At 57.3% G+C, this 16526-nt stretch carries 13 protein-coding genes; 6 read left to right on the forward strand and 7 right to left on the reverse strand.

Annotated elements, in window-relative coordinates:
- Positions 1-4 precede the first annotated feature (4 nt).
- Positions 5-790: an ABC transporter permease subunit gene (locus ACR0KG_RS10290; RefSeq protein ID WP_480827197.1), complete on the reverse strand. Its 786-nt coding sequence runs from the start codon at positions 788-790 to the stop codon at positions 5-7.
- Positions 791-933: 143 nt separating this feature from the next.
- On the opposite strand from ACR0KG_RS10290, the gene ACR0KG_RS10295 reads away from it, so the two are divergent.
- From ACR0KG_RS10295 to ACR0KG_RS10305, 3 genes are all read left to right on the forward strand, one after another.
- Entirely contained in the window at positions 934-1443 is a 510-nt protein-coding gene (locus tag ACR0KG_RS10295) for an antitoxin Xre/MbcA/ParS toxin-binding domain-containing protein (RefSeq protein WP_480544713.1), read from the forward strand.
- Positions 1440-2129 carry an RES family NAD+ phosphorylase gene (locus ACR0KG_RS10300; protein ID WP_480827198.1) on the forward strand — a complete coding sequence of 230 codons (690 nt, stop codon included), beginning with the start codon at positions 1440-1442 and terminating at the stop codon, positions 2127-2129. Before ACR0KG_RS10295 ends, ACR0KG_RS10300 begins: the two co-directional genes overlap by 4 nt.
- A gap of 107 nt (positions 2130-2236) precedes the next feature.
- Positions 2237-2701 carry a hypothetical protein gene (locus tag ACR0KG_RS10305; RefSeq protein WP_170535157.1) on the forward strand — a complete coding sequence of 155 codons (465 nt, stop codon included), beginning with the start codon at positions 2237-2239 and terminating at the stop codon, positions 2699-2701.
- Between the two features lie 9 nt (positions 2702-2710).
- On the opposite strand, the gene ACR0KG_RS10310 is transcribed toward ACR0KG_RS10305, so the two are convergent.
- From ACR0KG_RS10310 to ACR0KG_RS10330, 5 genes are read right to left on the reverse strand one after another with little or no spacing between them, the layout of a single operon-like run.
- Positions 2711-3781 (reverse strand): polyprenyl synthetase family protein, encoded by a 1071-nt coding sequence (locus tag ACR0KG_RS10310; RefSeq protein WP_480827199.1) that lies wholly within the window; start codon positions 3779-3781, stop codon positions 2711-2713.
- A gap of 4 nt (positions 3782-3785) precedes the next feature.
- Positions 3786-5909 (reverse strand): hydroxysqualene dehydroxylase, encoded by a 2124-nt coding sequence (locus ACR0KG_RS10315; RefSeq protein ID WP_480549558.1) that lies wholly within the window; start codon positions 5907-5909, stop codon positions 3786-3788.
- Complete coding sequence (locus tag ACR0KG_RS10320; RefSeq protein ID WP_480549560.1) at positions 5902-6732, reverse strand: DUF3237 domain-containing protein; 831 nt, start codon at positions 6730-6732, stop codon at positions 5902-5904. The genes ACR0KG_RS10315 and ACR0KG_RS10320 overlap by 8 nt, the downstream gene beginning before the upstream one ends.
- Before the next feature lie 13 nt (positions 6733-6745).
- Positions 6746-7624, reverse strand: coding sequence for an encapsulin (locus ACR0KG_RS10325; protein WP_480549562.1), 879 nt, complete (start codon positions 7622-7624; stop codon positions 6746-6748).
- 25 nt (positions 7625-7649) lie between these two features.
- Positions 7650-10880 (reverse strand): adenylate/guanylate cyclase domain-containing protein, encoded by a 3231-nt coding sequence (locus ACR0KG_RS10330; protein WP_480549564.1) that lies wholly within the window; start codon positions 10878-10880, stop codon positions 7650-7652.
- A 402-nt stretch (positions 10881-11282) separates the two neighbouring features.
- On the opposite strand from ACR0KG_RS10330, the gene ACR0KG_RS10335 reads away from it, so the two are divergent.
- From ACR0KG_RS10335 to ACR0KG_RS10345, 3 genes are read left to right on the forward strand one after another with little or no spacing between them, the layout of a single operon-like run.
- Positions 11283-12806 carry a DUF4153 domain-containing protein gene (locus tag ACR0KG_RS10335; protein ID WP_480827200.1) on the forward strand — a complete coding sequence of 508 codons (1524 nt, stop codon included), beginning with the start codon at positions 11283-11285 and terminating at the stop codon, positions 12804-12806.
- 13 nt (positions 12807-12819) lie between these two features.
- Positions 12820-13512, forward strand: coding sequence for a response regulator transcription factor (locus ACR0KG_RS10340; RefSeq protein WP_480827201.1), 693 nt, complete (start codon positions 12820-12822; stop codon positions 13510-13512).
- Positions 13497-15029, forward strand: a complete 1533-nt coding sequence (locus tag ACR0KG_RS10345; RefSeq protein ID WP_480827202.1) for a sensor histidine kinase — start codon at positions 13497-13499, stop codon at positions 15027-15029. The genes ACR0KG_RS10340 and ACR0KG_RS10345 overlap by 16 nt, the downstream gene beginning before the upstream one ends.
- Before the next feature lie 31 nt (positions 15030-15060).
- On the opposite strand, the gene ACR0KG_RS10350 is transcribed toward ACR0KG_RS10345, so the two are convergent.
- Positions 15061-16524 (reverse strand): aldehyde dehydrogenase, encoded by a 1464-nt coding sequence (locus ACR0KG_RS10350; protein ID WP_480549572.1) that lies wholly within the window; start codon positions 16522-16524, stop codon positions 15061-15063.
- Between the last annotated feature and the right edge of the window lie 2 nt (positions 16525-16526).

Consider the following 16526-nt stretch of genomic DNA (forward strand, 5'->3'; position numbering starts at 1 on the left):
TATGTCAGTGAATTCCGGCGGTTAGGGTCCGCACGAGCTGGCGCTGAACCAGTAGCAGGATAATGGCCGGTGGCCCCAAGGCCATCAAGGCCAGTGCCATTCCGGATGGGCTGCCCACCCCGGCATAGGTCATCCCGCTGACCAGAGTGCTATGTGTCAGGCTGGTGGTCGTGATGATGATTGGCCAGGCGTATTGGTTCCAGCCGAATACAAACAGGATCGCAAACAGAGCAGCAATCATAGGCAGGGACAGGGGCAGAACCGTATCGCGAAAAAAGCGCATTGGCCCTGCACCGTCCATTCGGGCAGCCTCCATCAATTCCACAGGAATCTGCCGCAGGAACTGGTTCAGAACCAACACGCCCAGCCCGCTGGCGGTGACGGGCAGGATCATCCCGGCGTAGGAGTTAAGAAGTCCCAAATCGTTGGCCACCGCAAAAGTAGGTAGCATACGGCTTTCGATTGGAAAGAACATAGCCAACAGGATTGCTCCGAAGATCAGGTTGCTCCACCTCAGGCGAAAAAACACCAAAGCATAGGCCGCCAGCATGGAAACAACGCATTTCAGAATGGCAACGCCAATGGCCACAACCAACGAGTTCCACAGCATTGCGCCGGCGCTGATCGCATTGCTACTGACGCCGTTGACCCACAGATTCGTGAATAACACGCCCAGCTGTTCCACACCGACGCTGGCCACCAGTTGCCAGCCCAAAACCACAATTGGACCAGTCATCACAACCGCGCCGATCATCAGGATTGCATGGTCCAGAAGGCTGATTTTGTTCAAGCGATCGCCCAATTTCTTTGTATTTGCGTCCTTCGGCCTAGACGGGATAGACAAACCGGCCTGCGTGGTCAACGCGCGCGATGGTTGATTTCCAAACAAATTGTCTATATATAGACAATATATCCAAGATTGGACACTGAGCCATGGAAATCGCAACCCTACCGCAAGATATTGCAACAGCCCCGCTACTGATCCCGGTTGGCACGGCTGATCGCGCGCGTCTCAGCGGGCCAGGGCTGCGTACATTTCGTAACATCGCCGATGCTTGGGGGCTGAGCGAGGCACAAAGGATCGCGGCGCTGGGGCATCCTGGTCGGTCGACCTATCATGCGTGGATCAAGAAAGCTGTGGATCACAAACCGATTTCTTTGCCCTTTGACACTCTGGTGCGCGTTTCAGCTGTTCTAGGAATCTACAAGGCCCTGGCGATCTTGTTTCTAGATCAGGATCAGGCCGTGAAATGGCTGAGCAGCCCGCATCAGGGCACGATCTTTGCCGGGTCCTCGCCGCTGGACCTGATCGTCGGCGGCGGGCAGGACGGAATGATGAATGTGCGCCGGTATCTGGATGCCTGGCGCGGGGGTGAAATGGGTCATGGTGCGCCCGAGGGCAGTTTCGAGCCGGTTACCGAAGACGATGTGGTCTTTCTGTGAGTTGGGATTTGACCGCCTATCCCGGCGCGCAAGCCCCAACATCAACCCGTCGTATCATCCCAACCCGGTTTCCCCCTGTTCCAGCCTTCGAGGCCGTGACCAGCGAGGACGATCTGGCGGATATCTTTGAGCTTGAAGGTTGGACCAATGACCGGCTGGTGGCCACGCGACTATCGCGGCTGGATCGGTCACAATGGGTCTATGGTCGACCGAATGCCAGCATTGTCATGTCCTCGTTTCTGCACGGGTCGGTCACGGGCATGCGCTTTACCTCAGCGGTTTTGGGGGCATGGTATGCTGCAACTGATCTGATGACCGCGGTGCTCGAGGTTGCCAATGGTCTGCGCAAGGAAATCGCCTTGTCTGGTCTGACACACAAGCGCGAAGCCTATCGGGAGTATGAGGCACGGTTGGTTGGAACCTTTGTCAATGTTTTCGGTCGACACCCCGAGTTTCATGACCCCGATGATGCGACCTATCCTACCCCTCAACGTTTTGGCGAATATGTCCGCCAGACAGGGCCCACAATCGAGCGCGTGGGTATCCGGTACGAAAGTGTACGCCGACCGGGCCATGAGAACTGGGTTTGTTTTGTGCCGCCCGCCGTGCAGGATGTTGTGCAAGCCCGCCATTTTGAGATCGATGTGCGGCCAAGCGGTAAAGTCACCGTTGAAGAACTGCGGTAATTGTCACGTCAGACTGGACTGATCGAGCACGTTTGAAAACCGCAATTCCCATGTAAATTCAGCGAGAATCCTATTTACTGAGCGTCGCGGCCGGTGCACATTTAGGCATGCCTTATTTTGAGCGAAAACCCTATGCCAGCATGATTGACGCCGTCGCCCCGACTGCGCCTGTGTTGGATCAGACACCGATATCTGAACTGGCCCGGCGCGTATTGGATGCTGAAAGTGGTCAGAAACTGCCGCTGGACGGGCCGTTTCAATGCCGCACAGTTTGCACTCCCGGCAGCAAAGGAACAATTGTTTTGTCGGTTGCCGCCCCTGCTGATGGTGAAACGGTGGAGTTGCGGTTTGAACCCGGTGACCTGACCAATGAGGAAGGAGCTGTGATCCCTGCAGACCGGCTGCGTGTCGACCCACCAGCGGTGCGGATTGCACCGGGCGAAGTGGGTGAAGTGCGCGTCATACTGACGGTGCATGATCTGGCCGAACCGGGCCGCTATCACGGGCGTGTTCACAGCTTCGGGTCAGAGACGTCTGCCATGGTGGTGATCTTCGAGATTGTTGACGGGTGATCTTGCCCGCTAGACCTGTCTTGCGACAAGGTAGTCCATGAACTGACCCAGGAATGCGCGCGGCCCGCCCTCAGCTCCATCAAAGACATGTTCGAATTCCTGACGGGCGGATTGTAACAGATCATCTGCGCCACGTTGCGCATATTCGACGCATCCATAGTGATGCATCCGATCCAGTACCCAGTCTACATCATGGGGTGACCTGTTTTGCCTGGGGTTGGACAGGAATTGAGTCAGCCGGTCTTTCTCGCGCGTTTCACCATGCTGGCTCAACTGGCTCAGCATCAAGGTCCGTTTGCCTTCATAGATATCGCCGCCGATTTCCTTACCATATTTGTCCTGACTGCCGACAAGGTTCAGAACATCATCCTGTATCTGAAAGGCAGCACCCAGAAAGAAGCCAAACGCGTTGAAATCGTCCAGATTGAGCTTGCCCGAGGCGACATCTTCCGGTCGTGCGATCAGCGCCCCAATCCGCATTGGGTGAATGAAGCTGTACCAGCAGGTCTTTTTCAAACACATATTCAGATAGTCGGCCGGGGTCACATCCAGCCGGTTGTCGCGGATCCAGCCCAGTTCAATCGCCTGACCCTCAATGGATTGCATCAACAGGTGGTCGAATTCGTCCAGAACCCGAGCCGAGGTTTCGGGGCCTAGGGGGTCAAGATTGTCGCGCAGCAGGCGTAAGGCCATCGCCTGCATACCGTCGCCGGTATTGATGGCCATCGGTACGCCAAGGCGTTTATGCATGCACTCCCTGCCCCGCCGAAAGTCGCTGACATCTTCGATGTCGTCATGGATCAGAAAGGCGTTGTGCAGCAGCTCGATCACCGCAGCCGAGACCATAGCGTCGTCGGTTTTACCGCCAAACGCCTCGCATGTCGCCAGCAGCAACGCGGGGCGCAAGCCTTTGCCCGAGGTCTCGATATAGTCGCGCATCGGGCCGTAAAGATAATCCTGCGGCTCGGTCATGGGCAACCGCGCCAGCAATGCCTGACGTGCCTGAACCCCATATTGGGTCAGCTGTTCCAGAAAGCCCTGCGTTGCTGCCGGATCCAATTGCGCGGTTGATGCGCCCACGGGTTCAACCCTTCTGCGTAATAGTGACTTTGCGACCTGAGGTGCCACCTGCGCGGCCGCCCTTCGGGTTAGACTTTGAGTTCAAAGACGTTCCCATAACGCGATTGACCCCGGGCAAAGACGAGGGTTCGGCACTATTTCCGACGACATCCAGGGCCGCTGTTTCAGCCTGTTCAGCACCGGGTATCGGAATGTCGACGCCGGGCACATAAGACGCCATCAGATCGTATAGTGCTTCTGGTGGGCAGACCATACGCAGCGCGTCTGCCACGGCAGGTTCTTCGACAATTCCACCAGGTTTCGAGTACTCACCGGCCGCTGGTCCCACCGCAGCCAACGGTCCCTCGCCACCGCCGGTCGTGCCGGTAGTATCCTGTGCAGACCGCAACGAGGCTTGAACTGCCTCTGAAAACCTCTCATCCCACGGTAAGCCGGCCTGATACCGCGCGTAGTCATAGGCACGCAACGGGCGCAGGATGTCAGGTTCATGCAGATCCCAAATTTTGCAGCGTTCGGCATCCGAACCGCTGCGCCGCAATATGCCGTTGACCGCCCGCCGAGCTGCCTCGTTCGCGCCTTCCATAGTGGCGAGATCGGTATAGGTACGCACATAGTCTGACGCCAAAAAGAAATTCTGGATCAGCGTGGCCGCGTTCGGGCGTAGGCGCCATGTATTGATACGGTTGACCAGTAATGGCTCGACATTGGTCATGCGAGAGGGATGTTCCGGGTCGGCCACAATATCGGGATCGAGGAACCAATAGTGCATATCCTCGTCCCGCAGAATGGTCTGGCCATCCACATTGAGGCTGCGCTTGAGTTGGGCCCAGACCTCATCCGCAATTTCGTCGCGGGTACAGTTGCGCGCGGTCTTGCCGTTCATCCCGGGCCTATCCCACTCCGAGATATCGATGGACAGCAAGCCCTTGGTTTTACCTTCGGCCCAATTCTCGAAGTTGATATCGGGCCAGAACTGTTTTTGCGACACGGCGGTCAAAGCCCAAGGACTGTCGATAAAGATCACATGACCATGAGTCAGTTCGACATCTTTTGTCAGGTAATACTGGATGCCATTCATCCACTGCACGTTTTCGGCCAGCAATTTCAACTTGGCCAAGGCGGGATCAATGGCTGTCATGGCAGGGGTCACAAGTGGGGCGATCCGTTCGATCGGCAAGGCGCTAATGAACCAGTCTCCGGTCACGGTTTCCTGCCGCCCATCGCGTTCGACCGTTGCGCTGACAACGCGCCCGTCTTGGCATTCGATCCCAGTTACTTTCGAGTCGAACTTGTAGACCACCCCTTTGCTTTCAAGGTAGTTGAGCCAGGGTTGTATCCAGACTAGATTGGTCGGCCCATTCAGCAGCCTGTTACAATGAGGCTCGGGTGTGGCAATGCCCATCTGCAATTGGATGGCGATATCACCGACGGTCTTTGTGCTGGCCGTGTTCGCCTTGGCCGCCACCAGTGATCGCGTCAGGCCGATGGCCAGGAATTTCTGATACGCCTCTGACCGTTCCTCGGCCCCTATGAAATCCCACCAGCCGGTGCGCTCATATTCGTCATCGCGGCGCTCTTTGCACGAAGTGGCGATCCGCCACATGCAGCTAAGGAAATGCTCGACATCTTCGAAACCAATCTGGTCTCGAGGCGAGATCGTGTAGGCGAACGTCTTAAGCGCGTCGGCGAATTCTTTCAAAGATCGTGGAAACCGCTCGGGTACGATGATGCCGGGCTTGTCAAACTGGCAGACAAGAACTTGGGTTGTCGGCATTAGATTGTCGTAACAGGTCCCCTTGTCGTAGTAGGGCGTGCGCGCCATCGTATCGGTGATATGCCGGTAGAAATTTGGAAAGAACCGGAACCCGTGCTCCCCAGGTAGCCATGGTCGTTTGACGCCGGGCGGGAAATCAGCGCCATCCATATCAACCCATTGCTGCAGCGCTTTGATATGCTTGGCCTTTGATCCGCGATCATCTTCGCTTTTCATCACGGGAATGCTGCGAGCCTTGCCGCCTGCAATCAGCTGACGTTCGTGAACCTCAACTTCAAAGCCACGTTCGATCAGCTCATGCGCGGCGCTCATCCCGCCCACGCCTCCGCCCAGTATGACGACCTTCTTAGTCATCGGATGTTCCTTTCGCGGAATAGACGTCAAAACGTAGAGTCACATCAGACAGGCTGGCCTGTCCAATCCCAAATCCCTGCACCCGGTTCAACCAGGTATAGCGCGCGTTTGACGTCAGATATCGTGAGGCGATGCGCACGGGGGCGGTGGCGGGCAACTGCCCCTTGCAAAGCGCAGCGAACCCAGATTGCCCAAAATCACAGATGCCGCTGTCATCGAACATGATCGGCGCGCCACCATCTGAGGGTTTGATCATCGCTTTGGCATGCAGGCTCCCAACACCGTCTGGTCGGACCTGCATCCAATCACCGCCAACGGGTTCTATTGTGCCGTTCAGCTTTAGGCCTGTTACGGTGCCCCCTTCGCGGATGGCAAAATGCAGCCAAATGCCATCCGGAGTTTCGCCCGTTGCATGGAAATTCGCCTCAAAGGGCACAACGAAATGCGCAATATGTTCCAGAGACGGTGACGGCTGATCGACCTTTGTTATCTTGGCAGGTTCAGGCTTCGTCATCGTTTGTTGGCCCGGGTCGATCTCTCGTCCACTCGCGGTTAGAACCGGTCGCCACGCCAAAGGGTGCCCTTTCATAGCCATTGGCAAAGCTGCCGCAAATTGCTGCATTCCAGTCTGCGGATCACAGCCTACAGGCCACCCCCGGACCGCGCGTTCAGTCCCGCCGTTTTCTGAGAAGATCAGACGCAGCGTGTCATGCGATGACACGGCGGGTCCGGCCTCAACCAGAACCCGTTGTACACCACTGGCCACCTGCGTGACCGCCTCGGACCAACGCAGAGTAACCCCTTTATCGGTGAACTCGCGCATGACCATGTCCAGATCAGAACGAGATTGTGGTGACGGCCTCGCCTTCTTTGACCCTCAGGCGGAACTTCTGCTGGACACGGAAGATATTGTCACCATCGGCCGAAGTTTGCAGATACTTCACCGAGATATCCGATGGCACGACGATCTCAATCGGTGCACCTTGCAGCGAGACCAGAATGGCCTTGTCCTCTGGAATAGCGCCCGAGCGCAGCAGTGGACCATCCAGGAACGGCAGAATGCTGTCGCGCGGCAAAACCATCGAGTTTGGCAAAGGCGTCGTGACCGCCCGGAACAGAGTGTTGCCCATCACACAGGCAAATGGCCCCAGATGCCCTTCGGTCTCCAGCTTGTTGATCCCGGCAACAACCGCCTGAAAGACTTCGTCCCCAGTCGGGGTGGCCCCGGCTTTGGTGCCTGTGGTCGGGTTTTTTACCCCTTCCTGCAGCAGGCCATCATACTTGCCGCCACCGCTGACCGTATAAACTTCGGGCAGCTTTTCGGGACCTGCCGGGGTCGGGCCTTTACCGGTGCCGGGTTGGCCGTTGAAAACAATCTGATCTTCTACGCGGGCAACTACTGCGGCAGCGCGGCGGAACATGATCTGAGCTGCCGACAATTCAGGATCCGACATCTGGGCGTTTTTAAGATAAACATTAACTGACACTGTCGACAGTCGGGTTGTGTCGTAGTCATTCACGACAAAGCGCTTCGCCGCCCCACCCGGCGATGCGGCAAGTTCAAGACTGTTCAAGGGAACAGCTTGAGTGTCGGCAGGCAGAGGCCCATAGAGCGGCAGGAAGCTGGCCGCAACACGCGCGCGCAGCGCTTCATCGTGAACAACCTGACTAACAGTGCTCCACTGCTCTTGACTCCAATCAAGTGCTTCGGTCATCAAAAATCCCTCCTGTTGGGACTGCTCAACTAATATTGGCAGCTTTATCAATTGTTGTTTCAGCGCTCAGCGTTTCCAACAGCCGCCGGGCACGATCTTCTAATACAATGGCACCAGTATCTTGGGCCAATTGTAGCGCAGTTTCCGCTTCGGACATAGCTTTGTCTATATCGCCCAGAGCGGCAAAGGCCTTGGCCCGGACGCGGTGATATTCAGGCTTGTTCAACAGCTCACCACGGGTCCATCCGGGCTGGCAAACACGTTCAAGCCGGTCCAGCGCCTGTTCGATATTGCCCTGATCGATTTGCAGTTCTGACAAAACGATCTGGTTTTGCGGGAAGGTAAAATTGCCACCCGCGTTCGAGACCATGTCCATATAGGTCTCAACCCGCGCTGCACCGCCGTCGACATCGCCCATTCCCGCCTGCGCAAGGCCCATATAGATGTCCTGCATCGCGTGCAGATACAGAAACCCTTCTTCATCCGCTATCTGACGGGCTTCTTTCATCGTTTTGTCCATCCGTTCCCATTCACCCGCATAAGGCAGGAACATCGAACAAGCGCCCATGATGTAAACCAGATTGGGCGCGTGTTTCAGGGATCGGCTAATCTCGATAGATTCCAGACGGGCGGCTTCGGCCTCGTCAAACTGGCCCAATTGCCACAACAGGCAGCCCCGGATCGCATGCAGGGACGCGGCGGTCGAGGACTGCGTCATTGGAAGCGTCGCAGCATCCAGTTCCGGCGAGATCAGATCAAGCCCCCGTGCGACCTGAGCCTGGCACGCTTCGAAATCACCTTGAAAGTAGTGTGTGAAACTCAGTGCGCGCGCCGCAAGAACGTTGGTAACGGGGTCCTTTGCCACGCTTGCCATCCCATCAAGCGCCTGCCCCATTTCCATCGCGCGATTCATTTCGCCAGCCACGAAGAAATGGGTCCAGCGGCAGAAGGTGGCCGCAAACAGCGTTTCGCCGTCGCCAAGCGCCTGCGCTAGTTCCATGGCGCGTGCGGCGGTTTGGGCAACCTGATCCGAGGACCAGCCGTAGATCGCCATATAGGCAGGCAGTACGTTCATCTGAACGCGCAATTCCAGCCCATCCCGTTCGGCGGCGCCGGGCAGCGTTTCGATGTTCCGCAGTGCGGCCCGGAAGGCCGATATGGCAGGTAGGTTCGCAAGCCGCGACAGCGCCTGTTCCCCGGCGGTGACCCAATGCGTCACCGCTTCATCATTCAGCCCGCCAAGATCGCAGTGGTGGGCAACCGTATCGGGGGCGGGTGTGCCAAAGGCCTTGTTACCGTCCAACAGAGCCCGAGCAATCTTCAGATGGATCTTCTCGCGGTCATCACGCAGCAACGAGCTATAGGCGGTATCCTGAACAAGCGCGTGATTAAATGTATATGTGGCGGTGCCTGCCTTGCTTGTGGCCAGCACCAGCCCGGCGGCCATCAACTGGATCAGAGCCGCATCCACATCGGTATCATCCGGTGCAACAGCACGGATCATCGGCGCGGTGAAGCTGCGGCCGATCACCGACCCAAGCTGTGCAATCGGTTTCGCATTTTCCATGCGGTCAAGACGTGACATCAGCGAATCTTGCAGGGTCGTCGGGATGCTCAGTGCATCCAGAACAGCGGTATCGATCGGCGCGTCCTGTGGCAGCTGATCCAGAACGGCCTTGGTCATTTCCTCGATATAGAGCGGAACGCCATCCGCCTTCTCGATGATCTGCCTGATCAGGATCACCGGCAGGCTGCGCGGTTCCGCTACGCGGCGCACCAGTTCAGATGCTTCGGTTTTGCCCAGCGGGGTCAAGTCAATGAACTCTGCCCGACCAGTGAAATGCTCGGGCGGTTGGTATTCCGGGCGGTGTGACATGACCACAAGGATCGGGAATTGTTCCAAAACGCCGAACAGCGCATCCAGCGCGTCTAGTGTTGTGGCGTCCGCCCAATGCACATCTTCCAATACCAGCAGCATCGAGCCGTTGTAGTCGCAGATGCTGGCCGTGCATCGGATCAACATGTCCAACGACATGCGCGCCTTTTTCATCGGGTCGGATTCGATTGGTGTTTCCGTAGTAAGTCCCGCAAGGTCCACCAACAGGGGAACATCTGCTTCGGTCAGCCGGGACGAGCGTTCAGCAAACTTCGAGATCGCAGCGCGAACGTCTGTTTCGTCAGACCCATGGCGTGACAGGCTGCGCAGCTTTCCCTGAAGCGGATGTAGCGGCAAACTGGCCAGATGGGGCACACATTGCAACGTAATGGGTTCAGTGCCCAGCGTCTCGGACAGTGACTTTATCAAACGCGACTTGCCAATTCCTGGCGCACCGCCAACAAAGGCCAATTGACCGGTGCCAGCCTTGGCGCGCTCCCACAGGTCCGTCAGTGTCGACAGATGGTTCTGTCGAGAAACAAGCGTCACAGCCGATGGCCCTGAACGCGCATCAAAGCGGCTGGATGACAGTGTCTCGGATACCACGCGATACACGGTGCGTTCGTTCTGAAACCCTTTGAGTTCGTGACTGCCGCGCGGCTCGAATTCGAACGTGCCTTTGGTCAGCTGCTGCGTTTCCGAAGAAACGATTACCTCGCCCGGATTCGCAAGCCCTTGTAGGCGCGAGGCCAGGTTTGCAGTTTCACCGACAAGAAAATCCTCTGTACCCAGGCTTTTTGAGGTGACGACACCCACAACGACAAGGCCCGTGGCAATCCCGGCGCGCAGATTCAGGTTTTCGCCAAACTTCGTATCCAGATTCTGCACAGCTTCGATGGTTTCCAGGACGGCCCGAACCGCGCGTTCGGCATCATCTTCCATCGCTTTGGGGTAGCCGAAATACATCATGATCCCATCGCCCTGGCGATACGCCAGATGGCAACCATGCCGTTTCATCGTACCGATGGCCGTATCCAGATACAGCGTCATGATTTGCATCAGTTCTTCTGGATCATAACGCTGAGCCAGTTGGGTTGACCCCACCAGATCGCAAAATACCAGCGTCAACTGGCGCCGTTCGGCCACGCGAGAAACCTGCGGGTCATCCGCAATATCCAATGTTTTCAATGCGATCTGAGCTTGGCGAAAGCGCTTTCGCTGACCAACCGTCAGGCCCAGATCGCGCAGATCAGGGTCGGTCAGATCATCGATAATATCATCCGAGACTTCTTCTTCGGCAAATCGGGGTAAAAACTCTTCCAGCCCAGCCTGGGCAAGGACTTTGCCAAGACGGGTTGAATGGGTGACAAGTTTTGTCATGACCCCTCGCCCATGTTAGTGTCCCCCTGCTGACGCTCGCTCTTTGCGCCAGAATATCGGCAATACCCCACCGAATCCATATTTTTGGAAGAGCGTATTTCCAAACGTGTCGACGTATCTTGCAGAAGTTACAGGAAATTTCCAGACTTTAAGTTACGCGAACGTCAATTCACTAAATATTAGTGACTTATGTATCGACGTTACTCGATATTTCGGGATCGATGCCGATTCTTCGGCAAGTCCGGTTCTGGATGACAGGGTTTGTTCTACGCCGGACCGTCTTTCCCAACCTGCACGAAACCTGCACGAAAGCCCCCCGATCCCTACGCGCACAGATCGGTAAAGCTGCATTTGGCATGGGCAGGTTTGCCAACAATCAGACTGGCAAACAAGGGGCAGAACATGAGGCAAGAGCTGATCATCCAAGGCGTTCCCGACCGCATCAAACGTGATGCGTGGTGGTTGGAAACGATCACCACAACGCAGCAGGATCACCCTCGCAGCACAAAACCAAACGGCCCATTGCTTAGCGCGGTTCGTATTCAGCACGCGATCCCGGTGTTGGCGGCGCTGATCACATTAGCGGATTGGTTGTTTTGGAAGCAGCCACTGGGCATTTCGATTGCGGTGTTTGCGGTGGTTCTGTCAGCTGCGATCATGTTTGCCAAACGCGAACGGCCCAGCAGATCGGAATGGATTTGGGCAATCGGATTTACTGCGTTATGCAATCTGCCGGTGGCGATTGATCTTCAATTCCTGTCGGTGCTGTTCAGTCTGGGCGGCGTTATCTGTCTGGCGGTTTGGGTTGTTTATGGTGGAAAGTCGAATGAAGGCGCAGCAGTGCGGTTGGCGTTCCGCTTGCCGACTATTGGCGCTGCTATGCTGATCCGAGACGTCCTGTCGGAAAAACACGATGTCAATTTGGGCACGGGTCTGCGAAGCCACGCAGCGTCATTGCTGTTGCCGCTGATCATGGGGGTGGTGTTTCTGGCCTTGTTGGCCATCGCAAACCCAGTGCTTGAAAACGTGATTGAGGCGCTTGATCCGGGGTATCTGCTTGCAAGCGAGTTCTGGTTTCGCGCCTTGTTCTGGGGCATATGTGCCTGTCTGATCTGGCCTTACCTGAACCTCAGCGACCCGTGGCTGGGTCCAAGGACCCGCCAACCTGTTGCTCCGATGGCCGGGCCTGCCCGATCCGCTTTCTTGATCAACCCGGCGTCTGTGCGCAATTCGTTGATGCTGTTCAATCTTCTGTTTCTTGCGCAGACGGTCATGGACCTTGGCATCCTGACCGGTGGCGTCGCGCTGCCCGAGGGAATGAGCTATGCGACCTATGCCCACCGGGGCGCCTATCCCTTGGTCGTGACCGCCTTGCTGGCAGGGTTGTTCACCTTGGCAACCCACTCCATGATCAGAACCGACGCAACGCTGCGGGCGCTGGTCTATTTGTGGCTTGCGCAGAACGTGTTTCTGGTGGTGACCGCAGCCTTTCGATTGCAATTCTATGTTGAGGCCTACGCACTGACCCATTTGCGGGTCGCCGCCTTCATCTGGATGGCGCTGGTGATGATTGGGCTGGTTCTGACCCTGTTGCAAATCCACCTGGGTCAAACCCGTGTCTGGCTACTGCGGCGGTGCTTTGTGGCGACGCTGGTCACATTATATGCCTGTTGCTTTGTAAATTTTGCTGAAATCATTGCCAACTACAACCTGCGTCACGGAGATGTTGCTTCACGCGATGGTTACTACATTTGCAACCTGGGCACTGACGCTTACCCCGTCATCCACGCCTACGAGCTTGAGACCAACCAACAGCTGTGTGGCAGATCTATGCGCTACGCCCTAAACCGAAACCGTATCGACACATGGCGCGAATGGGGCTTTCGGAGATGGCGAATCCAAGCCTATTATCAGCAACACATCTAAAGGACCGCGTTTGATGCCCTCTCGCATTCTTGTCGTCGATGACGACCCCAATATCCTGGACGTGACCGGGATCGCGGTTGAAAAAGCCGGTTATGAGACCCTGTTTGCCACTGATGGCGTCACAGCGCTTCAAAGCAGCCAAACAGAAAACCCTGACCTGATCGTTCTGGACATTGGTCTGCCTGAGAAAGACGGGTTAGAAGTGTGTCGCGAAATCCGCAAAACCTCGGATGTGCCGATCCTGTTCCTGACGGCGCGTGATGATGAGGTTGACCGGATTGTCGGCCTGGAAATTGGTGCTGATGACTATCTGACCAAACCATTCTCGCCGCGGGAGCTTGTGGCGCGCATCCGGGCCATCCTGAAGCGCACTGGATCGTCCAGCGCTCCGACGGAACAGGGGCTGGTGCACGGTGATCTGGCGCTTGATCCTGACCGGCATCTCTGTCGGTTTGGCGCGACTGACGTGGCGTTGACCGGGTCGGAATTCAGATTGCTGGCGACGTTGATGGCCCGTCCCGATCATGTTCTGTCGCGCGCGCAATTGGTGGACGCGCTTTATGGCTATAACATTCACGTCTCGGATCGGACCATCGACAGTCATATCCGCAACATCCGGGCCAAGTTGACTGCTGTCGGATGCGCCGAGGGGATCGTGACGGTGCATGGTGTCGGCCTCAGGATGGGTTCATGCACCTCCGGTTAGCGCGCAGATGGCGCCCCCGCCTTTGGACCGTGGTTCTGCTGGTGCTGGCAATAGTCCTGTGTTTACCGTTTGCCGGGTTGATCCTGTTCCGGTTCTACGACAGTCAGCTGGTACAACAAACCGAGGAAAGCCTGCTGTCCCAAGCGGCGGTGATGTCTGCCACCTTTGCCGAGCTTTATGCCGAGCAAACAGGGTCGCAAACGTCCGACACGGGGCCAGGCGCAAGCTATGACCCGGTCTTCCCGTCGCTGTCGGTCAATCGAGAGACGATCCTGCCGCCGCGCCCGGATGCGACGCAGGTTTCTGCGTCATCCGGACGGGTATATCAGGCGATCGCTGCGCCACTGACCCGTATCTCTGACGCGGCACAGGCGCGCACGCTGGTCGGGTATCGGTTTCTGGACACCGATGGCAATGTTTTTGCCGGTACCGCCGAGATCGACAAGGGACTGGGCCATGTGGCTGAGGTGCAGCTTGCCCTGTCTGGCGAAACGGCCTCGGTCGCGCGGACACGACTGCGCGAGGACCGGCCCCCTGCCCTTTATACTCTGAGCCGCGGCGCGCGTGTGCGGGTGTTTGTTGCCATGCCGGTATTCAACGGCGAAACGCTGATTGGTGCTGTCTATCTCAGCCGGACACCGAACCATATTTTCCGTTTCCTCTATGGTGAGCGGTTCAATCTGATCAAGGCGGCGGCCTTTGTCGCGCTGTCGACCGCGCTGATCGGCTATGTTTTCTGGCGCTTCATCACGCAGCCCATTCGGCTGTTGATTCAGCGCAGCCAATCCGCCGGGTACGGAGGCCAACCGTGGGAGCCGCCCGATCAACTGGGCACGCGTGAGCTTGAGGATCTGAGCCGCAGCTTTCAGTCTCTGACTGAGCGTCTGCAAAGTAAACAGGATGCGCTGAAAACCTATACGGCCCATGTGACCCATGAGCTGAAATCGCCGCTGACTGCGCTGAAAGGCGCGGCTGAGCTGTTGCGCGACGACGGTTTGCCCAAATCCCAAAAGCACAGGCTCTTGGATGCTGTGGACAAAAGCAGCACGCGGATGGAGGATTTGCTGTCAAACATGCGCGCCTTCAGCCTGGCCGATCAGAGCGCCCTGACCGGAACCTGTTGTCTGGAAGATATCGCCGCCGAGTTGAGGCAGGCCTTTCCGCAACTGACGCTGGAGATTGAAAACAGCACTCAGTCTCTGCCGGTCGATAAAAGCACCCTGTCGATCATGCTGACCCACCTGTTGCAGAACGCGCATCAACATGGCGCAGGCCGTGTGCGCCTGAGTATCAATCAGGCGGGTCTTAGAATCGAGGATGATGGTCCGGGGATCAGCGAGGGGAATGTCGAGAAGGTGCTGCAACCCTTTTTCACAACGCGCCGGAACAGTGGCGGCACCGGCATGGGCCTGAATATCGTCAAAGCCACCGCCGAGGCGGTTGAGGCAGAGTTGAGCGTGGGTCCAAGCCAGGAAGGGGCCTGTTTCCTGATCACATTCGATCAGAAATCTGCCTGAAAGTGACAGAGGCATTTGGGCGCATTCGCCATCAGCGCATGACAAACGGGTCCGGGATCGGGTCGTCGCTGGTGCGCAGCCAGACGGATTTGATCTTGGTATAATCCAGCGCCGCTTGCAGGCCGCCCTCGCGCCCATGACCGGACAGGCCGTGGCCTCCGAACGGGGCGATGGGGCTGACGGCACGATAGGTATTGACCCAGACGATGCCCGAACGAATGGCGCGGATCATGCGATGCGCACGTGTCAGGTTCTGCGTGAACAGGCCCGAGGCCAGGCCGAACTGTGTATCGTTGGCAATGTTGATGGCTTCGGCCTCGGTCTCGAACGAAACAACCGACAAGACCGGGCCGAAGAATTCGTTTGTCAGGCTATCGGCGTCCGGCACGTCCGAACAATCCAGAATAGTGGGTGGAAAATAGAACCCATCCCGGTCAATCGGGTGCCCTCCAGTGATCAGCATGGCCCCCTGTGCGATTGAGCGCTGGATCAGGTCGACCGCGTGATCGCGCTGGCGCAGGGTGCAAAGCGGGCCAATCTCTGTGCTCATGTCATCGGGCGCGCCGATCACGACCGCTTCGGCTTTGGCCTTGAGCCGCGACAGGAATTCGTCCTTGATCGAGGCCTGCACCACCAGCCGCGAACCGGCAACACAGCTCTGCCCTGTTGCCGCGAAAATCCCCGAAACCTGCGCGTTTACGGCGCTTTCGATATCGGCATCTTCGAACACGATGAACGGTGATTTTCCACCCAGCTCCAGAGAGGTCGAGGCCAGGTTTTCAGCCGAGTTTCGCACGATATGGCGCGCGGTCTCCGGCCCGCCGGTAAAGGCAACATGCGCCACTTTCGGATGGCCGGTCAGGGTGGCGCCGACGACCGGCCCGCCGGTGATGACGTTCAGCACGCCTTTCGGAAAGCCCGCCTGATCGAAGATGCGGGCAAATTCCAGCATCGGGGCTGGCCCCTCTTCCGAGGCTTTCAGAACAACCGTGCAGCCTGCCGCCAAGGCAGGGCCGATCTTGACCGCCGACAGGAACAGTTGCGAATTCCAGGGCACCACAGCCGCCACCACGCCGATGGGTTCGCGGCGCAGCCAGACCTCCATATCCGGTTTGTCGATGGGCAGATGCGCCCCTTCGATCTTGTCGGCCAGTCCGGCGTAGTAGCGATAGTAATCGGCGACATAGGCAATCTGGGCCGAGGTTTCGCGAATAATCTTGCCGGTATCGCGAGTCTCCAGTTCGGCCAGACGCGAGGCGTTTTCTGCGATCAGATCAGCCAGCCGATACAGCAATTTACCCCGAGCAGTGGCTGTTATCCCCGCCCAGTCAGGTGCGCAAAACGCACGATCTGCGGCTTCGACAGCCTGATTGACATCTTCCGCTCTGGCCTCGGGCATTTTTGCCCAAACCGCGCCGGTTGCCGGGTCCAGACTGTCAAACTGTGCCGCACCGTCCGATAATGCGCCATCAATATACTGTTGAAACCGCTGCATTT

The sequence above is a fragment of the Ruegeria sp. H4 genome (assembly GCF_056533065.1).